Source organism: Robiginitalea aurantiaca (assembly GCF_030380815.1).
Lineage (GTDB): Bacteria > Bacteroidota > Bacteroidia > Flavobacteriales > Flavobacteriaceae > Robiginitalea > Robiginitalea aurantiaca.
Genome location: NZ_JAUDUY010000002.1, coordinates 40,677 through 56,765, shown reverse-complemented (window position 1 = coordinate 56,765; position 16,089 = coordinate 40,677). Strand labels below are relative to the sequence as shown.

The following is a 16,089-nucleotide window of genomic DNA, read 5'->3' as shown; positions in this document are numbered from 1 at the left end:
GTGGAAATAATCCATGTTTATTTTATGCCAGGGTTGGCAGCCAGCCCAAAGATATTTGAATACATCAAATTACCCACATCTCAGTTTGAAGTTCATTATCTGGATTGGTTCCCCCCGTCCCCCCAAATGGACCTTACAGACTATGCCAGAATGATGGCCGAAAAGGTCACCCATGAGGACCCGGTACTTGTGGGGGTTTCTTTTGGAGGGATGCTTATTCAGGAAATGGCGCAATTTCTCAATCCCAGAAAACTCATAGTAATTTCAAGCATAAAGTGCCGGAAGGAAATGCCCAGAAGGTTGCTGCTTGCCAGATATACCAGCCTCCATAAACTGCTGCCCACAGGAGTGATAACCAACCTGGAGACACTCACGCGTTTTGCTTTCGGCGATGCGGTGCGGAAAAGACTAAAGCTCTATGAACGGTATTTGGGGATTCGCGACAAGGAGTATCTCAATTGGGCCCTGGATGCCATTGTGAACTGGGAGCGGGAAGAACCGGAAGCCGGACTCGTTCATATACACGGGGATCAGGATGCCGTTTTTCCGTTTGCCTATTTGGGTCCCTGCCTCTGCGTTAAGGGAGGTACCCACACCATGATAATACATCGCTATAAATGGTTTAATGAGCGATTGCCTGCAATAATATTGGAGGAAGCAGGTTCTATTTAATACCTTTGAGAGGTAATTTTAAGTCAATTCCCATGCAATTACTGAAAAAAAGCCTGATGCTACTTGGGGTGCTGGTCGTCCTGAGCTCCCTGATATTTGCTGTGCAACAAGGTGTAAACACCGATGGTGAAACCTATGCAACCGGGCATTCCGAAACCACAGATAAAAACGTGGATCCGTCCTATCAGGTATCCGCCATTACCATCCCGGAGGATTTAAATTTTGCAGGCGAAGCTGTTCCGCAGGAGGATCCGGAGGTCATGGAGCGAATTGACAGGGAATTCCTCGTTAACACCTACTGGCAGTCCAATGCGCTTTTACTGATGAAACGCGCCAATAAGTACTTTCCAATCATTGAGCCAATCCTGTTAAAAAATGGCATCCCTGAAGACTTCAAATACCTGGCTGTGGCAGAAAGTGGCCTGCAGAACGTTTCCTCCCCGGCAGGAGCGCGGGGGTTCTGGCAAATCATGAAGGCTACCGGAAAGGAATACGGTCTGGAGATTAATAGCAATGTAGATGAGCGCTATCATCTGGAAAAGGCCACTCAGGTGGCCTGTGACTACCTCAATAAATACAAGGAGAAATACGGCAGCTGGACCCTGGCCGCCGCCGCTTATAATGCCGGTACCGGTTCGATTGACCGCTATCTGGACATCCAGCAGGCCGAAGGTTATTACGATTTGCTTCTCGGTGAGGAAACCGGGCGATATGTCTTTCGAATCATGGCCATAAAAGAAATCCTGTCAAATCCTGAACAATATGGTTTTAAGATCGGATCGGATGATTTCTATCAGAACATCCCCACCTTCCAGGTGGAAGTGGATACGGCCGTTGGCAGTTTTGCTGAGTTCGCGCAGAACTATGGCATCAGCTATAAGATCTTAAAACGACATAATCCCTGGCTCAGGGAACCACACCTCAATAATGCTTCGGGTAAAAAATATCAGATCTCCATTCCCATGAAGGGATATTACAAGGTAGGACCCTAAGATTAATAGGTATCGCATTTTACGCGAGTTGTTCACATTTAAAACGGTAATACTGGCTTTAAAGTGGAATTGTTTGTAAATCCCTGGTCTATCATCCTTTTGTCAACGGGGATTATCTCTGCACTCTCCGGATTTATACTTAAAAAATACCCTCCTAAGTCCATAAACTGGTTTTATGGCTATCGGACCAGGAACTCAATGAAGAGTCAGGAGCGATGGGACTTTGCCCAGGTATTGGGTGGGCGCGAGCTGATTCGAAGCGGTGCCATTCTATTTATCCTTGGCCTTCCCGGCCACTGGCTCCCACTTCCGATCACCATGGCGGTCTGGATTGCGCTCATCCTGGTTATTGCTTTTCTATGCCTCCCGGTACTGCGCGTCGAGGCCGGGCTTAAGCGGAAATTTAAGGATTAAGCCTGATTTAATCGAATGGGAGGCGTTTCCAGGGGTTCCGATTTTTAGACTGCTGAATACAGAAACAGGTCAATGATAGGCTACTTGCATCACGCTTCGGTTTGCAGATAAATGGGAAAACCTTTTTGGTGAATGGATTTTGCAGAGGTGTGAGTTAGCTTGAAAGCGGGGGATGGGGGTACTCCCCAAATGGAATGGCTTACCGGCCACCCAACAGGAGCTAATAGCTTCCTAAATCTTTTTCAGCTGTTGTTGCATCATTTTGATCTGCTCACTCAGCATATTGTTCTTATCCAGCTTTTTGGCTTCCTGAAGCAGGTTCGTCGCCTCTCGCTTGCGGCGTTTTTGCATGGAAATCCCCGCGAGGCTCAGTTTGGCCATCGCCACGTCGTAATCCATATTCAAACCTAATTTCAGCGCTTTTCGGAAGTATTTTTCAGCCTGTGTGAGGTTCTTCTGGGAGTAGATAATGCCGTGCAAATAATTGTAATACCCCTGTTGCTTCGTGGTCAGGGCGGCTTCGGGGTTTTTAATCTTTTTCAGCCACTTTTCCGTTCCGTCCAAATCCTGCTTTCGCATCCGCAGGAAGGATAAAAGGATCAGTTCGTTTCTGAAGTATAGGAATACAAAAATGAGGGAGAGCAAAATCAGAAAGATCCCATTTCCGATTTCCCCCTGAACAAATTGATAGCCTGCGAAGGCAATGATCGCAAATGCAAGTACTAATTTGAGGTTTTTATTGAACATTTTTTTGAGCTATTAATCGGTATGTAACATTAGAATTTACTACTGTGGGGATTTGTACATCCCCCATTTGTGCGGCCGTTGATATTCCTTCTGCCCGGGTCTGAACATTCATCTCCCGCATGAATCCGCTCGCCATATCCGTCATCACAGAGGTTTGCTGCTCACCTTCGAGACGCATCGTGTTTGAAGGTTCATCGGTTTTAATCACGATTTTCGCCTTTCCGCTGATATAGGCGCTGCCCGTATTCAAACTATCCAGGGTCCAGGTGTTTAAGGCCTCCAGCTTGCCATCGTATTGATTTGACCATTGATCACCTTCCCGAACCGGTTGACCGGGATAGAAGAAGGTCATCTGTTCATAGCTTTCCGCCAGGGCTTTGGATCCGTATTGTTGTTCGAGGGACTTTTTCATCACGGTTCTCGAGAACCCTTCGGGAATGCCGGACTGTTCCAAAACTCTGGAGACCAACTGATCCCCCCCGGAGACCTCCAGGATTTCACCTCGTTTACTCAATGTCATGAGTACAGGAATATTCAGCAGGGAATTAAAAATTTCAGCCTGTGTATCCCCGGCCTCGGGTTCTGCGGCATGTACATCGAGAAGTACCCCCTGCAGACTGCTTTCAATTTTGAAAATAAGGTCGTTAAACATAAACTCAAGGACGTAAGCCGTGTCACTCTCCTGTACTACATTGAATTGCAATACGCCTGTAACCCGATTCGTGAGTTCGTGGCTGGTTTCATCCAGGTTTTGAATTATATGTTGCTCCGCTTTCTGTTCTACCGTAAACACATCACCCTTTTTAAGCTGATAGGCCAGTGAACTCTGGGCAGTGAGCAGCCCGGGTAAACCAAAAAAAACAAAGAGTATGAATAGGGTTCGCGCCATTGGGAATTCGGCTTAAAAAATGCAATTGCAAAAGTAGTAAAAACAATTCTAAAAAAAATTTATTCCGATTTGGGAAAGCCAAAAGTCTTCGTATATTTGCGCCCAGATTTTGCACAGGGAATCGGGCAAAATTGAGCAGGTTAAAAGCACCTAGTTATGAAAAGAACATTTCAGCCCTCAAGAAGAAAACGCAGAAACAAACACGGTTTCCGCGAGCGTATGTCATCGGCCAACGGCCGCAAGGTGCTTGCGCGCAGGAGGGCAAAAGGCCGTAAGAAACTTAGTGTATCTTCTGAGCCGAGACATAAGAAATAATGGTTTACCCCTTTTTCAGAAATAAATCAGGTGTTACTTGTTGAAAGTAGCACCTTTTTTTTGCTTAAAAACTATTAATCCATCCCACCATGCCTAAAAGAAAAGACCTCAAATCGATACTGATCATCGGATCAGGCCCAATTATCATCGGACAAGCCTGCGAGTTTGACTACTCTGGTTCACAGGCACTTCGCTCCCTCAGAGAAGACGGTATTGAAACCGTTCTGATCAATAGCAATCCGGCTACCATCATGACGGATCCTTCAATGGCCGATCATGTGTACTTGTTACCGCTGAATACAAAATCCATCATCGAAGTGCTGAAGAAGCATCCTAATCTGGATGCCGTGTTGCCAACAATGGGGGGGCAGACAGCGCTTAATTTGTGTATAGAAGCGGGCGAAAAAGGGATTTGGGATGACTTTGGAATCGAGATTATCGGGGTGGATATCGATGCGATCAATATCACGGAGGACCGTGAAAAATTCCGCGAGCTGATGACCCGGATCGGGGTAGCGATGGCGCCACAAGCCACAGCTACTTCTTTTCTCAAAGGGAAAGAGATAGCCCAGGAATTCGGATTTCCCCTGGTGATTCGCGCCAGCTATACCCTCGGAGGGGCAGGGGCCTCTATCGTTCATGACCCCGCTGACTTTGATGAATTGCTCAGCCGCGGCCTGGAAATATCACCCATACATGAGGTCATGATTGACAAGGCCATGATGGGCTGGAAGGAATTTGAGCTTGAACTTTTAAGGGACAAGAATGACAATGTAGTCATCATTTGTACCATAGAAAATATGGATCCCATGGGGATCCACACCGGGGACTCCATAACCGTAGCCCCGGCAATGACGCTCTCTGACAGCACATTTCAGCGGATGCGTGATCTCGCCATCAAGATGATGAGGAGTATCGGGGATTTTGCAGGCGGTTGTAATGTGCAATTTGCCGTAAGCCCGGACGAGAAAGAAGAAATAATTGCCATTGAAATTAATCCGAGGGTATCGCGTTCGTCGGCCCTGGCTTCCAAAGCCACAGGATACCCGATAGCCAAGGTAGCTGCAAAGCTGGCTATCGGATACAGTTTGGACGAATTGAATAACCAGATTACCCAATCAACCTCGGCATTATTCGAACCTACCCTGGATTACGTAATCGTTAAGATTCCCCGCTGGAACTTCGATAAGTTCGAAGGGGCGGATAGAAGTCTTGGACTGCAGATGAAGTCGGTGGGGGAAGTAATGGGTATTGGGCGCTCTTTTCAGGAAGCCCTCCATAAAGCCACACAATCCCTGGAGATTAAACGGAATGGCCTCGGGGCTGACGGGAAAGGATACACGGATTACGATCAGATTATTCAGAAGCTTACCTATGCCAGTTGGGACCGCGTATTTGTCATTTACGATGCGATACAACTCGGTATCCCGCTGAGCAGGATCCACGAAATCACTAAAATAGATATGTGGTTTTTGCGTCAGTATGAGGAATTGTATCAATTGGAGAAGGAGATCAGTACGAACTCTGTGGAGACCCTTCCCAAAGAACTGCTTCTGGAGGCCAAGCAAAAGGGCTTCGCAGACCGGCAGATTGCCCATATGCTCGATTGTTGGGAGAGTGAGGTACACGAAAAAAGAATGTCCCTGGACATCAAAAGGGTCTACAAACTGGTTGATACCTGTGCGGCGGAATTTAAAGCCATGACCCCGTATTACTATTCGACTTTTGAAGCGGAGATTGAGACGCCCGGGGGCGAAAGGTATGTCGCCAACGATAGTGAAGTTACAGACCGCAAGAAGATCGTGGTACTCGGCTCGGGGCCGAACCGGATCGGGCAGGGGATCGAGTTTGACTACTGTTGTGTTCACGGGGTTCTTGCAGCTTCCGAGGTAGGCTACGAAACGATCATGATCAACTGCAACCCGGAAACCGTTTCGACGGATTTTGATACTGCGGACAAGCTCTACTTTGAACCTGTTTTCTGGGAGCATATCTACGATATTATCCTGCATGAAAAGCCTGAAGGGGTCATTGTGCAGTTAGGTGGGCAGACCGCCTTAAAGCTGGCTGAAAAGCTCGATAAATACGGAATCCGCATTATGGGAACAAGTTATAAATCCCTGGATTTGGCCGAAGATCGCGGCAGTTTTTCCCGCCTGCTGAAGGAAAACAATATTCCTTATCCTCAGTTCGGGGTGGCAGAAAGCGCGGATGAAGCCCTTGCCCTTGCCGATGAATTGAATTTCCCGCTCCTGGTGCGCCCTTCATATGTGCTCGGAGGACAGGGGATGAAGATTGTGATTAACAAAACGGAACTGGAAACCCATGTGGTGGACCTGCTTCGGAAGATCCCAAATAACAAGCTTTTGCTGGATCACTACCTCGATGGGGCCATCGAGGCGGAGGCCGATGCCATTTGTGACGGTAATGAGGTACATATTATTGGTATCATGGAACATATCGAGCCTTGCGGGATACATTCCGGTGACTCCAATGCGACCTTGCCACCCTTTAATCTTGGGGAGTTTGTGTTACAGCAAATCAAAGATCATACCCATAAGATTGCCCTTGCCCTGAATACCGTCGGGCTGATTAACATTCAATTCGCCATAAAAGGGGATCAGGTATATATCATCGAAGCCAATCCGAGGGCATCTCGAACCGTACCCTTTATCGCCAAGGCTTATGGTGAGCCTTATGTAAACTACGCCACCAAGATTATGCTGGGGGAAAGTAAACTGAGCGATTTTGATTTTAATCCATCCCTGGAAGGATTTGCAATTAAGCAACCGGTCTTTAGCTTTAATAAATTCCCCAAAGTGAATAAGAATCTCGGGCCTGAAATGAAAAGTACGGGAGAGAGTATCCTGTTTATAAAGAGTTTGAAGGACGATGAATTTTACAATCTGTACTCCAGGCGTAAAATGTACCTCAGCAAATAGGGTGCTATAACAGCCCCCCGGAATCTTAAGGGTTTAAGGATGCGGTTTTACCATTCCGTATGGAAGGATCCTTCCCGATCCGTCCGCTCATAGGTATGAGACCCGAAATAGTCGCGTTGCGCCTGGATCAGGTTCATCGGGAGTCTACCTGTTGTAAAAGCGTCAAAGTAGCTCAGCGATGCGGAGAGCGCCGGCACGGGTATTCCACTTTCAATAGCCTTCGAAACCAGTTTCCTTACTGTGGGGATGCAGGCCGTGATTCTTTCGGTAAACTCCCCGGACAGCAACAAATGCTCGAGCGCTGCTTCTTCCTTAAAGGCTGAGGCGATATCGTCAAGGACTCCGGCACGGATGATACACCCGGCCCGCCAAATCTCACTGATGGTAGCCAGATTCAGGTTATAGCCATACTCATTAGAGGCTTCACGAAGTTGGTGCAATCCCTGGGCATAGGTCATCAAAAAGGCAAAATACAGGGAGGGTTCACAAAGGGCTTCCAGCAGGTTTTTATCCACCAGGGAAACCGCGGGTTTCTTATAGCGTTTTTCCGCTTCCTCCCGCTTCGTCTTGAATGCGGAAATGGCACGCATACTTACCGAAATATCGATAGTGGGAACCGGAATCCCGAGGTCCATGCCATTTTGGGAAGTCCATTTTCCCGTGCCTTTCTGCCTGGCTTTATCCAGGATCTTATCGATTAATTCTCCGGTTCCCATCGGATCTTCTTTTCCAAAAATCTCAGAAGTAATTTCCACGAGGAAGGATTGCAGCCTGCCTTGATTCCAGCGTTCGAAAACGGTCCGGATCTCTGAATTGTCAAACCCTCCGAGTTGGGCCAGAATTTGATAGCATTCCCCGGTGAGCTGCATCATTCCGTATTCGATCCCATTGTGAACCATTTTAACATAGTTCCCGGCTGATCCCGGCCCAAGGTAGGCCACACAGGGGCTTCCTGCGTAGTTGGCCGCAACGGCCTCGAAGATCGGCTGGATTTCAGGATAAACCTCCTGTGCGCCACCGGGCATAATACTCGGTCCCCTGCGCGCCCCTTCAGCCCCGCCTGAAACCCCGGCTCCAATAAAGTATATTCCCTTGGACTTCAGATAGGCCTCGCGACGATCCGTATCCCGAAAATGCGAATTACCTCCATCGATGATAAGGTCACCTGTATCCAGTTTAGGAAGCAGGTCTTCAATCACCTGGTCCACAATCTTTCCTGCAGGCACCAGGAGCATGATTTTACGGGGTTTGGCCAGGGCAGTTATGAACTCATTCAAATCACTTGAGGCGGCTACCTTGCCCACTGCAGCCCCTTCCTCACGAAGGGCTTCTGCCTTTTCGGGCATCAGATCATACCCCAGGGCACTAAAGCCGTTTTCGGCTACATTTAAAATAAAATTCCGACCCATCACTCCGAGACCCACCAGTCCGAATTCGTATGTATCCTTTGTTTGCATGCCTTTTCTTTTAGTGTGAATACCCGCCTGAAACCCGATTTTTTACCCAGACAAATAAGTTCTATCTTCGTGTGGGATTCTTCAAAAATAGGGGAAATATTCTACTTAACAGGTGCGTTCGAAGGGTCCTGCCTTTATTCATTTAAAGCAGGCGAGTCAAACGCTGTTTAATTGCATAATGGATAAAACACCACCACAGCTGCTCATAATTTTCGGCGCCTCAGGGGACCTCACGGAGCGCAAACTGATCCCGGCATTATTTAGCCTTTACGAGGAGAAATACCTCCCAAAAAATTTTGCGGTTCTGGGTATCAGCCGCAGCGACTCTGACGATGGTTCTTTCAGGGATCAGGTTGTCCTTCAGAACAAGCATATTCCCGAAACGGTGAAGAATCACGGTCTTAGAAAATCTTTTGCCGAAAAAGTATTTTACTTTGACCTGGGTGACTCCTATGACGTGGATTACTCAGCTTTAAATGAGCGTATTGAAGCTCTGGACAAAGCACAGAAAACTGCAGGGAACTACATATTTTACCTCTCAACACCACCGTCCCTGTACGAGATAATAGCGCGTAACCTCAATAAGGCAGGCCTGACCTCCGACAATGGAGGGTGGACCCGTCTGATTGTAGAAAAACCTTTCGGATACGATCTCGCCTCGGCCCACGAACTCAATGACAACCTTCAGAAGTACTTTCAGGAGTCCCAGATATACCGCATAGATCACTATCTGGGTAAAGAAACCGTTCAGAACCTTCTGGTGACGCGTTTTGCGAATAGCATTTTCGAACCCCTTTGGAACCGGAATTACATCCGTCATGTGGAAATCACCAATGCCGAAAGCGTCGGTGTGGGCAAAAGAGGGGGGTATTACGACAAGTCCGGGGCACTCCGTGACATGTTTCAGAATCACCTTTTGCAGATTGTTTCCCTTGTTGTAATGGAACCTCCGATCGGGTCTGAGCCGGAGGAAATCCGAAACGAAAAAGTAAAAGCACTTAAATCCCTCCGGATCATGGATGATCCTGAAACCCTTCACAAGAATACCATACGCGGCCAATACCTGGCAGGGGAGAGCAATGGAGAACCGGTGATCGGTTACAGACAGGAAGAGGGGGTCGACCCCAATTCCAAAACGGAAACCTATGCGGCCCTTAAATTTTACGTGGATAACTGGCGATGGGCAGGAGTTCCCTTTTATGTTCGAACGGCCAAGCGGATGCCCACCAAAGTCACCGAAGTGGTCATACATTTTAAGACTCCCCACCATCAGATATTCCGGAATTCCATGGTACAGAATAAAGACAATAAGCTGATTATCCGTATTCAGCCGAACGAGGGGATTCTGGTCAAATTTGGGGTCAAAGTCCCAGGCCAGGGATTTGAAGTGGAAAGGGCGAATCTCGACTTTTACTACTCAGAGCTCGCGGACCAAAAAATCATGGAAGCCTATGAGCGGCTGTTGCTCGATGCGATGCAGGGCGATGCGACCCTTTATGCCCGGGCCGATGAGGTGGAGGCCGCATGGGAGTTTGTGGATCCGATCGTAAAGTTCTGGCAAACAGATCCGAATGCGGTCACCTTTGGGTATTCGGCCGGGATGTGGGGGCCCAAGAATGCAGACGAACTGATTGAGGGGGAGTACACCTGGAGGAATCCCGGAGAACATCTGACAGATGATCCGGGTTTTTGTGTCATTGTCTAAGAATCTGGAAATGGAACTTAAAATATACAACTCAAAGGCTGATGTCGCCCGGGCGCTTTCCGAACATGTCGAAATCTGGTGCCGGGAGGAAGGATTGAGCAGTATCGCATTATCCGGAGGCAGCACGCCCGAAATTTGGTTCGATCTTCTCGCCGAGGAGTACCTGCAAAGATTACCCTGGCCGGATTTGAGTTTTTACTGGGGAGACGAGCGTTGTGTGCCGCCTGACGATGCGCAGAGCAATTATCGGATGACGCGAATTCACTTGTTGGACAAAGTACCGGTAAATCCTTCCCGAATTTTTCGCGTACGGGGTGAAAACCCACCTTCGGAAGAAGCCGTGCGCTATTCAAAACTTCTCGATGCTACCCTGAAAGAAGTGGGGGGGATCCCCCAATTCGACCTGGTAATTCTGGGTATGGGGGACGATGGGCATACAGCCTCGATTTTTCCACATCAGATCGGGTTATGGGAATCGGAATCACATTGCGTGGTTGCCGAGCACCCGGAAAGCGGACAAAAACGCATTAGCCTTACCGGACAGATCATCAACAATGCCAAGCGCGTGGTCTTCCTGGTAACCGGTGCAAACAAGGCTGCGCCTCTGGATCAAATTATCAATAAAAGACCGGGAAGTGAACAACTGCCCGCATCCCTTGTTGCACCTTCAAGTGGCCGTTTACTGTGGATGGTTGATGAACAGGCAGCCCGTATGAGCAGATGATTCCCTTGGGTATTCAGGGTGAATTTGAGCCGTATTTACTCCTGTGGGGGGATTGTGAAATCTCGACATCCGTAATAAAATACTTGCTGTCTCCCCACCAGGGAAAGGTAGTAAAGCGCTCCTCGTAATTTACTTTAATGTATTGTCCTTCGGCTGCTTTCATCGCCTCGATGACCTCCTTATCCCTGTCCAAAATCGAGAAACGAAAGATTTGTGCACCGGATATTCCCTGGCTAATTTCCCCTTCCCAGGTCTTAAACAACACCCCTTTATTGCTAAATTTAATAAGCTCGCCAGATCGGGTGCCTTCGCTGTAGGTAACATAATAAAGAAACAGAAAAACGCCTGTGATCATTAGCGCCAGGACCCCGAGGGATTTATAGAGGATACTTTTAAACATGACTATCTTATTTAATGTAAATCTAATTCTTCAGGGCCTGATATATTGGCTTCTTCCGCCCTTTTTAGAATGGTTTCAGGGAGTGACTTCTTCGTTTTAGCCCCCATTTTTTTCAACTTTTCGATGCGTCCGATAATATTACCACGGCCGGTTACGAGCTTGTTCATCGCTCCGCTGTATTCGTTTTTGGCTTCGTCCATCCGTTTGCCCACCTGGGTGAGGTCTGTGACCAATCCTTCAAATTTGTCGTAAAGGGCCCCGGCCTGCCTCGCGATTTCTATCGCGTTACGCCTTTGTTTTTCGTTACTCCACATACTGTCTATGGTACGTAAGGTAGCCAGCAGGGTGGAAGGGGTGACGATGACGATATTATGTTCAAATGCCTTATTGTAAAGATCTGGTTCGGTGTTAATCGCAATGGTAAAGGCCGTTTCGATGGGTACGAACATCAATACAAAATCCGGACTTTCCATTTCGTAAAGATCCTCGTATTTTTTAGCCGAGAGCTGCTCGACATGCCGCTTCAGGGAGTTCAAATGTTCTTTCAGATAGGTATCCTGCTCGGTTTCCTCCCCATTTACATAGCGCTCGTAATGCGTGAGGGATACTTTGGAATCCACAACCATCTTGTTGCCATTCGGCAGGTGGATGATCACATCGGGGAGTGAACGACTTCCATCCTCCCGGCGGAAACTCTGCTGAACCGAATACTCCCGGTCTTTTTCCAGACCTGATTTTTCCAGGACCCGCTCCAGGACCAGTTCCCCCCAATTCCCCTGCATCTTGCTCTCTCCTTTGAGGGCGCGTGTGAGGTTTTCGGCTTCCCTGGTTATTTTCAGATTCTGGTTTTGCAGGGTCATCAATTGCTCCTTGAGGGCCTGGTGAATCCCGTAGTTTTCCTTACGCGTTTCTTCTACCTTTTTCTCGAACAACTGTATTTTATCGTGAAGCGGGGTCAGGATGTTTCTGATGTTCTTCTGATTCTGTTCCGTAAATTTTGAGCTTTTCTCTTCCAGGATTTTATTTGCCAGGTTTTCAAACTCTTTTGTAAAGGTATCCTGTAATTGGAGAATCTCCTTTTTTTGTTCCGCCTGCTTTTCCCGAAGTTGGGCAACTTCTGATTCCCTGCGTATGAGTTCCTGCCCCAAATGCTCTTTTTCAAGATGCAATTGACGCCGGTCTTCCTTGATACTGACCAATTCTATTCCGAGCTGTTCCAGATTTTTCCCCAATTGCTCCTGCCGGGCTTCCGCAGCGCTCTGCTCCGCCCGTAATTTTAGACGCAGGATATACCCTCCCAGGAAAAAGCCGATACCCAGAACGGAAATCATCCCGAGGAGTAAGAGCCAAAAATTCGTTGTTAATTCCATTTTCTCCTTGTAAAGATAGAAAGAAGCCTGAAGATTAAAAGCAACATGCCTTCATTACTTATTAACCTTGAACATTCCGGTTGTCCGGTCAAAACGTATGGTGTCGGTGGGGAATAGCTTTTCAAATGCCCCGGATTCAATGAGCTGGCAAGGACTGCCAAACTGGGAAAAGTCCGCATCGAGAATGAGTATTTGATCGCAAAGCTGGATGGCCAGGTCAATTTCGTGTGTGGAAAACAGTATTGTTTTTCCGGCCGTATGTGCAACTTGCTTTAACAGCTTTAAAATGTTCACCTTGTGGTATAAATCCAGGTGGGTCGTCGGTTCATCCAAAAGCATCAGGGGGGTATCCTGAGCAAGGGCTCTTCCGATAAGCGTTCGTTGCAGCTGTCCGTCACTCAGGGTATGGCAGGGCTGGTCAGCAATTGGCTGGAGTTCCATCCTATCCAGCGCAAAAGCGACACGGGTCCGATCCGCCGGACTAAGCTGTCCGATCCAATTGGTGTAGGGGTGCCGCCCCAAACGCACGAGTTCGGTGACCGTCAGGTTTTTGGAGGCAAGGGGTTCTGTAAGTACAACACTGAGGCATTGGGCCCTGCGGAGGGGTTCCATATCATCAAGGGGTATACCCTGAAGGTGCACCTTTCCCTGTAGTGTTGGGTGCATCCCTGAAAGGGTTCGCAGAAGCGTGGATTTCCCAACCCCATTGACCCCAACGACAGCATTTAAACTGCCCGGTGGTAAGGTGAAGTTCAGATCCGTGGCGAGGCTATGGACCTCCTTCTTTGTTTTATAGCCAATTTCCAGTCCCGTGACCTGTAGTGGATGTGCTGATTGGAAATCCGTTTGCATGTATTCCTAATTTTAAAAGGATGGGCTTGTTTGCGAAATTAAGGGGAACTCAAAAGAAAACCTAACCGGGGGTTCAGGCCCTGAATTCAGAATACCATCCGATTTTGACGGATCAGCAGCCAGATGATCACCGGGGCACCCACCAGAGATGTGATGGCATTAATCGGCAGGACGTAGGCCGAAAAAGGAAGTTGGGCAATCATATCACAAAGCAGCATGAGAATCCCTCCATAAAGGAGGACGGCAGGGAGCAGGACGCGATGATCCTGGGTACCTAGCAGCTGCCTTGCCAGGTGTGGAACGGCCAGGCCAATAAAAGCTATGGGCCCTGCAAAGGCTGTAATCCCTCCGGCCAGAAGTCCGGTAGCGAGGATGATCCAGTTACGGGTACGGGTAGTGGAGATACCCATACTTGCCGCATACCGCTCTCCTAGCAAGAGGGCATTCAGGGCTTTGAGGAGTCCAACACTTATGCCTACCCCTGCAAGGAAAAAGATAGCCAGCAATCCCACCTGCGTCCAACTGAGGTTTCCCACACTGCCGTAGGACCAGAATATATATTGTTGGAGCTGCTCTGCAGGCGAAAAATAAGATAATACCGTGACCAGGGCTGCGGTAATACTCCCGAACATCAAACCTACAATCAGGAGCGCCATTGCATCTTTTAATCGTGTTGCCACTACCAAAACCGTAAATAGGACCAGGAGGCTTCCCAGGCCACTGGCCAATATGAGCGATAGATCACTGGTCAGATAATGTGCCCCTAAACCTCCTATCAGTGACGCCCCCATAATCAGAATGGCAGCTCCGAGGCTCGCTCCCGAACTCACCCCGAGGACAAAAGGCCCGGCCAGGGGATTCCTGAACAATGTTTGCATGAGCAGGCCACTTAAGGAAAGCCCACCCCCGACTAAAAGGGCGGTCAGCGCCTTCGGGAGCCTGTAATTCCAAATGATATACCTCCAGGACTCGCGCCCGATTTCCCCGCCAAAAAGGGAGCCTAAAATGTCGTCCAGAGGAATCGGAACCGAACCCAGACTCAGGTTTGCCAGGCATGCCAGGATTAACAAGAAGAAAAGTCCTCCGAAAATGTACCCTGCGTTTTTTGAGGTTTTCATCTATTGGAGGGGTTTGAAAAAGAAGGGTTCATAATTCTTGAGCAGGCCGGGATGGAACCAGTAAATCAAGTCCTTAAGAACAAGGTCCGGTCTGCTGGGTCCGAGTTCATAATACCAAAGTCCGTCACCCGGGCCCTGACTCAGGGCATAGGTATAGATGTTTCGCTCGCGGAAGGCCCTGAACTGCCGGTAGTGCACTTCAGCCTCCTCCATGTCAACATACCTTTTAAACTGGGAGGGGGCTATCCAGAAATCGGCTTCTGCTCCTTGTTCCAGAACACTTTCCAGGCTGAGGGAAAGGCTGCCGGTTTCATCCGTATCCCGCCAAAGGTACTCTGCATTGGCATCGGCGATAAACTGTGCAGCCCAGCTCTTGCCCCCCGGGAGATACCAAATATCCCGATAGAGCGATCCACTGAGTACGGTAGGCGTATTCGCCGCTCCTGCGGCCAGACTGCGCGCCTCTAAATACGCCTTTTCGACATCCTCAAAGGCTTTTATTGCCGCTTCCTGCTTTCCAAACATCAGCCCGAAAAAAACAATCCATTCTGCCTTCCCAAGCGGGTTTTCCTCCATCCAGTCTCCGTTGTATACCACTGGAATTCCCGATGCCTCCAGGGTTTTGTAAGCGCTGGGAGCCCCTGAGACTCCGAAGCCGACTACGAGATCAGGATCCAGGGCAACCACCATTTCGGTATTCAGATTTTCATTAGCGCCCAGTTCCTGAACCTCACCGGATGCCATGCGTTTCCGAGTCCCCTCAGATGAGATGTACTGGAGTCCCGGAAAGCCGACAAGCGTCTCATGTACGTTCAGGGTTTCAAGTGCGGGAACATGGGTAGTAGAGGTTAGGATAACCCGTTTTGCGGGGATGCCAATCACCCCGTCAACGGCGTGGAGGTCCCTTTGGTATTCTTTAAGTTCGGCCCCGGGCACAAGGGCATACCGGAATGTCTTAGTTGAACCGGGCCACGGACTTTTGATATAGAGGTAATCAACCCCGGATTGCGTTTGTTCTACATAAAAACCTTTTGCATAACGGGGTATCCATGTTTGGGTGACCGTACTGGGAATCGCTTCTTTCTGTTCCCGATTGCCACGGCAACCCAGGAGGAATAAAGCGATCAATCCTAATACACACCCAAATCTCATCCTGTTTTTTTCAGATTCCAAAAGTAATTTTTAATTCCCCGGATTCAAAAGACGGTTAAAGATGTTTACCTTTAGCCCGGATTATGGTTGTCCGTCTCATTCATGTGACGGGCATTAAAAGGGAATCCGGTGTAAAACCGGAGCTGTTCCCGCAACTGTAAGCTGAGTTCCGCCCCATTTATGCGGAATGCCTGTTTTCAACTTCAAACCACTGTGTTACCAATTCAACACGGGAAGGTCGAAAACAGGACGCAAGCCAGGAGACCTGCCGAATCCAAACAAGGAATGTTAAACTTTCGGGATAGAAGTTTACAAGCGTAATTGCCTGGGCACATCTCGT

At 48.5% G+C, this 16,089-nt stretch carries 15 protein-coding genes and 1 riboswitch; of the genes, 7 read left to right on the top strand and 8 right to left on the bottom strand.

Annotation, left to right across the window (positions count from 1 at the left end):
• The first annotated feature begins 24 nt into the window (after window positions 1–24).
• From QU605_RS03805 to QU605_RS03795, 3 genes are all read left to right on the top strand, one after another.
• Window positions 25–672, top strand: a complete 648-nt coding sequence (locus QU605_RS03805) for an alpha/beta fold hydrolase (RefSeq protein ID WP_289723945.1) — start codon at window positions 25–27, stop codon at window positions 670–672.
• Between the two features lie 32 nt (window positions 673–704).
• Complete coding sequence (locus tag QU605_RS03800; protein WP_289723944.1) at window positions 705–1,664, top strand: lytic transglycosylase domain-containing protein; 960 nt, start codon at window positions 705–707, stop codon at window positions 1,662–1,664.
• 63 nt (window positions 1,665–1,727) lie between these two features.
• Window positions 1,728–2,078: an SdpI family protein gene (locus tag QU605_RS03795; protein WP_289723943.1), complete on the top strand. Its 351-nt coding sequence runs from the start codon at window positions 1,728–1,730 to the stop codon at window positions 2,076–2,078.
• 231 nt (window positions 2,079–2,309) lie between these two features.
• On the opposite strand, the gene QU605_RS03790 is transcribed toward QU605_RS03795, so the two are convergent.
• Both QU605_RS03790 and QU605_RS03785 read right to left on the bottom strand, forming a co-directional pair.
• On the bottom strand, window positions 2,310–2,825 hold the full coding sequence (locus tag QU605_RS03790; protein ID WP_289723942.1) for a DUF2892 domain-containing protein: 516 nt from the start codon (window positions 2,823–2,825) through the stop codon (window positions 2,310–2,312).
• Window positions 2,815–3,714, bottom strand: a complete 900-nt coding sequence (locus QU605_RS03785; RefSeq protein ID WP_289723941.1) for a DUF6263 family protein — start codon at window positions 3,712–3,714, stop codon at window positions 2,815–2,817. Before QU605_RS03785 ends, QU605_RS03790 begins: the two co-directional genes overlap by 11 nt.
• A 156-nt stretch (window positions 3,715–3,870) precedes the next feature.
• On the opposite strand from QU605_RS03785, the gene rpmH reads away from it, so the two are divergent.
• On the top strand, window positions 3,871–4,029 hold the full coding sequence (gene rpmH, locus QU605_RS03780; protein WP_289723940.1) for a 50S ribosomal protein L34: 159 nt from the start codon (window positions 3,871–3,873) through the stop codon (window positions 4,027–4,029).
• A gap of 89 nt (window positions 4,030–4,118) precedes the next feature.
• Window positions 4,119–6,971 (top strand): carbamoyl-phosphate synthase large subunit, encoded by a 2,853-nt coding sequence (carB, locus tag QU605_RS03775; protein WP_289723939.1) that lies wholly within the window; start codon window positions 4,119–4,121, stop codon window positions 6,969–6,971.
• A 47-nt stretch (window positions 6,972–7,018) separates the two neighbouring features.
• Here the strand turns inward: carB and gnd are convergent, their stop codons facing one another.
• The gene (gene gnd, locus QU605_RS03770) at window positions 7,019–8,428 is read right to left on the bottom strand and encodes an NADP-dependent phosphogluconate dehydrogenase (RefSeq protein ID WP_289723938.1); all 1,410 of its coding nucleotides are present in this window, start codon (window positions 8,426–8,428) and stop codon (window positions 7,019–7,021) included.
• Window positions 8,429–8,606: 178 nt separating this feature from the next.
• Between gnd and zwf the strand changes: the two genes are divergently transcribed.
• Both zwf and pgl read left to right on the top strand, forming a co-directional pair.
• Window positions 8,607–10,133 (top strand): glucose-6-phosphate dehydrogenase, encoded by a 1,527-nt coding sequence (gene zwf, locus QU605_RS03765; RefSeq protein ID WP_289723937.1) that lies wholly within the window; start codon window positions 8,607–8,609, stop codon window positions 10,131–10,133.
• Between the two features lie 10 nt (window positions 10,134–10,143).
• A complete protein-coding gene (gene pgl, locus QU605_RS03760) occupies window positions 10,144–10,857 on the top strand; it encodes a 6-phosphogluconolactonase (RefSeq protein ID WP_289723936.1) in 714 nt (237 codons plus the stop codon).
• A 13-nt stretch (window positions 10,858–10,870) separates the two neighbouring features.
• Here pgl and QU605_RS03755 read toward each other — a convergent pair whose 3' ends face one another.
• The 5 genes from QU605_RS03755 to QU605_RS03735 form a co-directional block, all read right to left on the bottom strand.
• Window positions 10,871–11,257, bottom strand: coding sequence for a DUF8785 domain-containing protein (locus tag QU605_RS03755; protein WP_289723935.1), 387 nt, complete (start codon window positions 11,255–11,257; stop codon window positions 10,871–10,873).
• An 11-nt stretch (window positions 11,258–11,268) separates the two neighbouring features.
• Window positions 11,269–12,627, bottom strand: coding sequence for a DNA recombination protein RmuC (locus tag QU605_RS03750; RefSeq protein WP_289723934.1), 1,359 nt, complete (start codon window positions 12,625–12,627; stop codon window positions 11,269–11,271).
• A 54-nt stretch (window positions 12,628–12,681) separates the two neighbouring features.
• Window positions 12,682–13,479, bottom strand: coding sequence for an ABC transporter ATP-binding protein (locus QU605_RS03745; protein ID WP_289723933.1), 798 nt, complete (start codon window positions 13,477–13,479; stop codon window positions 12,682–12,684).
• An 86-nt stretch (window positions 13,480–13,565) separates the two neighbouring features.
• The gene (locus QU605_RS03740) at window positions 13,566–14,597 is read right to left on the bottom strand and encodes an iron ABC transporter permease (RefSeq protein WP_289723932.1); all 1,032 of its coding nucleotides are present in this window, start codon (window positions 14,595–14,597) and stop codon (window positions 13,566–13,568) included.
• The gene (locus QU605_RS03735) at window positions 14,598–15,749 is read right to left on the bottom strand and encodes an ABC transporter substrate-binding protein (protein WP_289723931.1); all 1,152 of its coding nucleotides are present in this window, start codon (window positions 15,747–15,749) and stop codon (window positions 14,598–14,600) included. It abuts the gene before it with no gap.
• A 66-nt stretch (window positions 15,750–15,815) separates the two neighbouring features.
• A riboswitch (cobalamin riboswitch) is annotated at window positions 15,816–16,036 on the top strand.
• Window positions 16,037–16,089 lie beyond the last annotated feature (53 nt).

Excerpts from the sequence above, each read along its gene's own strand:
- QU605_RS03805 (WP_289723945.1), top strand. The coding sequence starts at position 25 with ATGCCAGGGTTGGCAGCCAGCCCAAAGATATTTGAATACATCAAATTA.
- QU605_RS03800 (WP_289723944.1), top strand. The coding sequence starts at position 705 with ATGCAATTACTGAAAAAAAGCCTGATGCTACTTGGGGTGCTGGTCGTC.
- QU605_RS03790 (WP_289723942.1), bottom strand. The coding sequence starts at position 2,825 with ATGTTCAATAAAAACCTCAAATTAGTACTTGCATTTGCGATCATTGCC.
- QU605_RS03785 (WP_289723941.1), bottom strand. The coding sequence starts at position 3,714 with ATGGCGCGAACCCTATTCATACTCTTTGTTTTTTTTGGTTTACCCGGG.
- rpmH (WP_289723940.1), top strand. The coding sequence starts at position 3,871 with ATGAAAAGAACATTTCAGCCCTCAAGAAGAAAACGCAGAAACAAACAC.
- carB (WP_289723939.1), top strand. The coding sequence starts at position 4,119 with ATGCCTAAAAGAAAAGACCTCAAATCGATACTGATCATCGGATCAGGC.
- gnd (WP_289723938.1), bottom strand. The coding sequence starts at position 8,428 with ATGCAAACAAAGGATACATACGAATTCGGACTGGTGGGTCTCGGAGTG.
- zwf (WP_289723937.1), top strand. The coding sequence starts at position 8,607 with ATGGATAAAACACCACCACAGCTGCTCATAATTTTCGGCGCCTCAGGG.
- pgl (WP_289723936.1), top strand. The coding sequence starts at position 10,144 with ATGGAACTTAAAATATACAACTCAAAGGCTGATGTCGCCCGGGCGCTT.
- QU605_RS03755 (WP_289723935.1), bottom strand. The coding sequence starts at position 11,257 with ATGTTTAAAAGTATCCTCTATAAATCCCTCGGGGTCCTGGCGCTAATG.
- QU605_RS03750 (WP_289723934.1), bottom strand. The coding sequence starts at position 12,627 with ATGGAATTAACAACGAATTTTTGGCTCTTACTCCTCGGGATGATTTCC.
- QU605_RS03745 (WP_289723933.1), bottom strand. The coding sequence starts at position 13,479 with ATGCAAACGGATTTCCAATCAGCACATCCACTACAGGTCACGGGACTG.
- QU605_RS03740 (WP_289723932.1), bottom strand. The coding sequence starts at position 14,597 with ATGAAAACCTCAAAAAACGCAGGGTACATTTTCGGAGGACTTTTCTTC.
- QU605_RS03735 (WP_289723931.1), bottom strand. The coding sequence starts at position 15,749 with ATGAGATTTGGGTGTGTATTAGGATTGATCGCTTTATTCCTCCTGGGT.